This is a genomic window from Marininema mesophilum (genome assembly GCF_900106775.1).
In the GTDB taxonomy this organism is placed as follows: domain Bacteria; phylum Bacillota; class Bacilli; order Thermoactinomycetales; family DSM-45169; genus Marininema; species Marininema mesophilum.
Map to the genome: position 1 here is coordinate 36411 of NZ_FNNQ01000020.1, position 6424 is coordinate 42834.

Sequence of the window (6424 nt, forward strand, 5' to 3'; positions counted from 1 at the left end):
AGCAAACTAAACGACTTGCTCATGATCTGCCAAAGCATCCCGAATTTCCTCTCGCACAGCTTCATCGGTTTCCGTCGAGAGTGCCTGCTTTAACGCCGTTAAGACAACATCTCCACCAATTCTCCCAAGAGCCCAGGCAGCCGTTCCTCGAATTACCGGCCGTGGATCATTCTTCAACAAATGAGTGAGATCCGGAACGGCTGTATGATCCCTTACCCTTCCTAGGGCAATAATCGCATTGCGCTGGATTGGCTTTTTCCCTCGCCAGGATCCCGCCATGGTACCAAATCGTTCACGAAATTGACGATTACTCATGGTAAGTAAGGGTTTTAGTAAGGGTTTCACCTGCTCAGGGTCGGGTTGGAATTCTTTATGTTTGGATGGTTGCTTATTACGGTTATACGGACAAACCACCTGACAGGTTTCAAATCCGTATAGGTAAGTACCCAATTGATCTCGATATTCCTTCGCCAGGAAGCCCTTGGTCTGGGTCAAGTAGGCGAGACATGCCTGGGAATTAAGCTGTCCAGGACCGACTAAAGCCCCTGTTGGACAGGCGTCAATACAAGCATTGCAATCCCCACATCCTGCTGTTACGGGGGTATCTGGAGGAATCCATACATCGGTAATCATCTCTCCCAGATAAACCCAGGACCCATACTCCTCAGTGATAATCGACGTGTTTTTCCCACTCCAACCGATCCCTGCACGCTCTGCTACAGCACGATCTGAAAGCGCTCCAGTATCCACCATCACCTCACAATTCGCTTCCGGCTTCATTTCCAGTAACTTCGCTTTCAATGCCTCCAGTCTCTGTCTCAGCACAAGATGATAGTCGGCTCCCCAAGAAGCTCGACAAAACAATCCCCTGTATTCCCCTGGACTCGACGTTGGCAAATTTCCCATCTGGGATGGGTAGGCGAGAGCAATGGCAATAATCGTCTTTGCTCCAACTAAACTTTTTGCTGGATCAATCCGTTTATCCAGATCGGGTTCCTCAAAGCCTGACTCATAACCCGCCTCACGGTGCCTGATAAGACGTTCTTTTAGTTCCGTGAAAGGGTCCGCTGAGGCAAATCCAATTTTATCAATCCCCATGTTATGTGCCTCTGCGATCAATAACTCCTTCAATGATTCAGGTGCCATTCTCTCACCTCCCTTCCCACCTATTCCGTTGATTACTATCATAACATGCCCACGTCTCATCCGCTGAGATCGACACGGGATTGTTATTTCCATGTTATCCTTCTGTCATCTTTCCCATGAATGGACAAATGTAGATTTATTGTGGTACAGCACCACGCGCCAATTCATCACAACGATTATTCCACTTATCATCGGCGTGCCCTTTTACTTTAATAAACTCCACATCATGCCGACGAGTTTCTTGTAACAGTTGTTGCCATAAATCTTTATTTTCTACAGGTTCTTTACGACTATTTTTCCATCCGTTCTTCTCCCAGTTCACATACCAACGTTGTTTAAAACAGTTTTGTAAGTAGGCACTGTCCGTGTGAAGCTTCACTTTACATGGCCTTTTCAATGCTTGTAACGAGGAGAGGGCCGCTTGCAACTCCATCCGGTTATTCGTCGTATGTTTCTCCCCACCTGTCATCTCCTTTTTTAATTCCCCATACATCAAAACAGCGGCCCACCCTCCTGGACCAGGATTCCCTGAACAAGCTCCATCCGTATAAATCGTCACCTCTTTCACTGATTCACTTCCTCTCAAAAAATGGGTATGTACCATCTACCATCTACCATCTACCATCTACCAATCTCCTCATTTCACTCGCAGGGTACGAAGCCGATTAATGGCTCCTACTAGCTCCAACTTCCGTGGAAGAGCCAGATCCCCTGGGTGTCCCTTGAAGGAAGAGAGGATGTCCAATCCATGCAAGTCGATCTGATCATAAAGAACATCAATGATCTCCATCAGTTTTCGGCCATCTGCTTCTTTCCTCAAATTCCTCAGTAATTCCGCTAAGGCCCGTGTCTGGGAAGAATCCACCAACTGTTCTAAACCAGACAGATCCACCGTGGTCGTTCCAAAAAGGATGGTTGATAGCCCCTTTGCATCTACCTTTTCCCTCCTGCCTTTACTAGGATCTAACCCCTGGGTAAGGGGAACTCGAGAACTCAGCTCACCAAAGGAAGTACCGCCCTCTTCGATGCGCTCATTCATATGGTGTTCAGCGATCCTTTTTGCATCCTCGGTAACATCCACAGGACGATATTCATCCATCATAATTACCCGATCAGCCACTTCAAAATAATCTCCCGACCCACCGAGAACAAGCACCGAGGAAACTTCCCACTCCTCGTATAATTGACGTACTTTATCGATAAAGGGTGTGATCGGCTCTTTTCCTTTAGCTACTAGCCTCTGCATTCGGCCATCCCGAATCATAAAATTGGTCGCACTCGTATCCTCATCAATCAATAGAGAGGTAGCTTTCCCCTCGAGCCCTTCTATGATATTGGTTGCTTGAGAAGTGCTACCACTAGCATCCTCTGTTGAAAAGCGCAACGTATCTTTATGAAAGGGGAGATTGTTAATAAACGGGGAGATGTTTACCTTCTCTACCCGTCGTCCATCCTCAGCACGAACTTTCAGCGCATTCGCTGTCGTGATCACATACTCCCGACCATCTCCCGCTACATGATCATACACCCCCCGCTCTAAGGCCTGTAACAATGTACTCTTCCCATGGTAGCCACCACCAACGATAAGCGTGATTCCACTCTCTACGACCATCCCGCGAATCGGTCTGCCATGAGGTACTTCCAGTGTAATTGCCATCGAATCGGGAGCATAAAAGGGCACCACCGATTCTCTCAAAGGTCGGTCACTAATTCCACTCACCCGTGGAAGTACGGCCCCATCGGCTATAAAAGCAACCCAATTGTTTTTCTCGATATGTTGTCGAATAGCCTGTTGATTATCCACGAGACGCATTCTCTCTTCTACTGCCTCTGGATCTAACTTTTGCAGGGGAATTCCACCCTCCACCAGTTCGGGGATAAAGCGACACAGCATTTCCTCAGCCTTTTGACCAAGAACTTGTCGCCCTCTCGCAGGTAAGCCAATCGTTAACCGTACTTCTACAAAACTCTTCGTTACAACCACAGCTGTACGGGGCAGGATTTCCTGCCCTGGAGAGTCGACAGCAATCAGCCCACTCTTCCCTGTTCCACTATACCCAGAAAAAGAATATCGACGTGTGTTCTCAGCCCAAACCCGCGCAATCCAATCCTCAAGGGCAACCCGTCGATGAGGTTCTTTAAACCACGCTTCCGGGTACCCTACTTGTGATTGCGGAACCCGCACGCGGATTCTTGAAGGAGATGCAAAGGGATCCCCCTGCACATAGTCAAAAAATAAACGAAATCCGGGAAAGTCATACTCACCCTGGATCTCTTTATATGCCTTATATCCCCGCCCATCGATACGACTTATGGTCTTTTTAAGTTGATCCACAAGGGACCCTCCTCCATCATCAACTTCTCTCGCTAACAAAATTAAGCACTTAATTTCTCATGTTACTCATGACCTCCAAATAGGCATTTCGAATTCGCTTAAAGTCCTCCCAAGCTTCTCGCTTACCCGCAGGATTCCGCAATAAATAGGCTGGATGGAAGGTAGGGAGCATACGAACTCCCTTCCGCTCAAACCACTGCCCTCGCACCCGGGTAATTCTGGCCTTGGGATCGATGATTGCCCGTGTTGGTGCAGAACCAAGTGTTACAATCAATCGCGGCTGAATGGAGACAAATTGCTCCCGGAGGATTCTTTTGCATGTCTCCATTTCCTCCTCGTGTGGCGTTCGATTCCCTGGAGGGCGACATTTGACAATATTGGTAATGAAAATTTCTTCCCGTGGAATCTCTGCAGCTGAGAGCATCCGATCTAACAATTGACCCGCTTTACCGACAAAGGGCCTTCCTTGCCGATCTTCGTCTGCACCTGGTCCTTCTCCGACGAACAACAATGGTGAATGGGGATTCCCCTCACCAAGGACAATCCGGCTTCTCCCTTTATGTAAAGCACATCGTGTACAATCCTGGTGACGTCGATGCACTACTTCCAATTCCAACTGGGAACTCCCCTCTCTATCAATTCCTGTCAGCTTACTTTATTATCTCATAGCAGAGCCTCCCCTTCCATGACTGCCACTAAGGCTCTCAATTCTATTGATTTTATACTGCAAAGTATGTTATTATGCGTGGATATATTTCTATCATGGTGAACCCTTGTTGAGAGATCACTCTACTCGTTCAATGCACTCAACAACCATGGAGATGGAAATGACAAAGGAGATGATACGTATGAATCAACTCACATATCCACTGTTCGTTTCCGATATTGATGGAACACTAATTTCATCAGACCAACTGATTCATGATGCAAATCTAAAGGTTCCTGATGCGAACCTAAAAAGCATTGAAGAATTTCGCCGTCAAGGAGGGCTATTTACCCTCGCGACGGGTCGGAGTTATGCAGAAGCTAAGCGACTTATCGAATTTTTGGATATCCAGCTACCTGTTATTCTTTGTAATGGCGGGATGCTATACCATCCAAAAACCGACCAGCTCACACCCGTCGCCACCCTTGAACAAACGGTCGTCACAGAAATTATTTCTCAATTGACTTCGATCGTTCCGTCCATGGATCTCCTTGTTTACACGACAGATCGTATCTACTCTACTGGATTAAGTCCTATCGTCCAGGCAGTGCTCCAATCTGACTTTGATACAGAGGACCTCATGCCATTGGAAAATCTAGCATCCTTTGCCGATCTCCCTACCGTTCCTTGGATCAAGATCTGCGTAGTAGGAGAAAATCGTTGGATGAAGGACTTACACAAATGGGCAGACTCTACTCCCTTTTCTCTGGAAGTGGTTCAGTCCTCTGATAATTTCTTTGAGATCTTGCCTGTCGGCGTCTCCAAAGGAGCAGCCGTCGTAGCACTTGCCGAATCCCTCGGCCTCCCACCTCGTTCCGCAGCTGTCATTGGCGATCATATGAATGATCTTTCCATGACAAAGGTTGCTGGCACATCAGCAGCCATGGCTAATGCACACCCCAGCCTTCTCCAAGCGGCGGATCATATCACATTGAGCAACGATGAAGCAGGGCTATCCTATTTCATCAACAACCATCTCCTATCAACACCTGTAAACATTGCAAGCGAACGATAATATCCTCGCACACGAAGGGAGAAGCGAATATCGCTTCTCCTTTTTGTGTTTTTAAAAACATGGGGCAAAAGTGAGTAGTTACTTCAATTTTTATTTTCATATATTATAGCTATCGTTTAGCCGAAAAAGTGTGGCGTGTGGACGATCTACCACTTCCCTTCATGATAAAATACCAAATATACTATAGAACATAGGTGAAATACTCATCCATCTACCCTCCCATGAAAGGATCAACGATATGGAACATCCAATCCATGTGTTTTATGTAAAGATCCCTCAGATACCTATACCTAGACTTACCCCCTATTTGTCTATCTTAGATGAAGAAGAAAAGTGCGTTTTTCATCGATATAAAGTGGACCATAAGAAGGTGGAGTTTTTACTAGGCCGTTTATTGCTAAAAGGTGTACTGGCTAAAAAATTAAGAGTCTCCCCTCATGAAATAGCCTTTAGTAAAAACGAATATGGTAAACTTTTTCTCATACAAAATAGCGAGCCAGCCATACACTTTAATCTCTCTCACACAAAAGGCCTCTTAGCTTGTGTTGTCACTAAAGGAGTGGAAGTGGGCATTGATGTAGAAGGTACCGAAGAGGACCATCTTGAGGTGATGAAAACGGTATTTGTTGACCAAGAGATCTCCTATATACAGAATCAGAAGGACCTACAGCATCAGAAAGAAGCCTTCTATCTGATTTGGACACGGAAGGAGGCCGTGATGAAAGCGATTGGGAAGGGTTTTTCCCTTCCACCTCTCTCTTTCTCGGTGCCCGTGGATAGGAATCATGATAATGCCTTCACCTATTTCACAGACACACCTACGGAAGGCTTCCTACTATCCTGTGCAATCAAAGAAACAGCTATTGAGCCGAACTGGTGTATCCAAGAAGTTTTGTGGGGAGAATTACTTGATTAATTGACATCAGTGATGTTCAGCATTTTCTCAAAAGCCACATCAGGATTTGACGTACCATTGATAGATAGCCATTCTTGAAAATCCCCTTCATATATAGTTCCTTCATGTTGACACTCCCACAGCTGAAGCAGTGGGATTCTTGGGAACTCCCGTCTACTGACAGGATATACTCCAAGCTTAAACGGTCTGCCCAACCGCAAAAATCTTTAGTCCTTCTTGCAAGATGTTCTTGGATGCATTGATGTCTCGGTCATGGTGAGAGTGGCACGTAGGGCATATCCATGAGCGAAGATTCAGGTTCTTCAC

Annotated in this window: 7 protein-coding genes; 2 read left to right on the plus strand and 5 right to left on the minus strand. The window is 46.3% G+C overall.

The features are described 5' to 3' along the window. Positions 1-6: 6 nt before the first annotated feature. The 4 genes from queG to BLV90_RS14930 form a co-directional block, all read right to left on the minus strand. On the minus strand, positions 7-1146 hold the full coding sequence (queG, locus tag BLV90_RS14915; protein ID WP_091742785.1) for a tRNA epoxyqueuosine(34) reductase QueG: 1140 nt from the start codon (positions 1144-1146) through the stop codon (positions 7-9). Between the two features lie 136 nt (positions 1147-1282). Then, a complete protein-coding gene (gene rnhA / locus BLV90_RS14920) occupies positions 1283-1714 on the minus strand; it encodes a ribonuclease HI (RefSeq protein WP_177168113.1) in 432 nt (143 codons plus the stop codon). Between the two features lie 69 nt (positions 1715-1783). After that, positions 1784-3481, minus strand: a complete 1698-nt coding sequence (locus tag BLV90_RS14925) for an ABC-ATPase domain-containing protein (protein ID WP_091742789.1) — start codon at positions 3479-3481, stop codon at positions 1784-1786. Between the two features lie 49 nt (positions 3482-3530). Beyond that, positions 3531-4097: a uracil-DNA glycosylase gene (locus BLV90_RS14930; RefSeq protein ID WP_245726383.1), complete on the minus strand. Its 567-nt coding sequence runs from the start codon at positions 4095-4097 to the stop codon at positions 3531-3533. A gap of 232 nt (positions 4098-4329) precedes the next feature. Here BLV90_RS14930 and BLV90_RS14935 point away from each other — a divergent pair, with 232 nt between their 5' ends. Further along, complete coding sequence (locus BLV90_RS14935) at positions 4330-5202, plus strand: Cof-type HAD-IIB family hydrolase (RefSeq protein ID WP_177168114.1); 873 nt, start codon at positions 4330-4332, stop codon at positions 5200-5202. Between the two features lie 238 nt (positions 5203-5440). Beyond that, positions 5441-6118: a 4'-phosphopantetheinyl transferase family protein gene (locus tag BLV90_RS14940; RefSeq protein WP_091742794.1), complete on the plus strand. Its 678-nt coding sequence runs from the start codon at positions 5441-5443 to the stop codon at positions 6116-6118. A 177-nt stretch (positions 6119-6295) separates the two neighbouring features. Here the strand turns inward: BLV90_RS14940 and BLV90_RS14945 are convergent. Further along, a partial coding sequence (locus tag BLV90_RS14945; protein ID WP_143035061.1) for a zinc ribbon domain-containing protein occupies positions 6296-6424 on the minus strand: 129 nt, incomplete at its 5' end.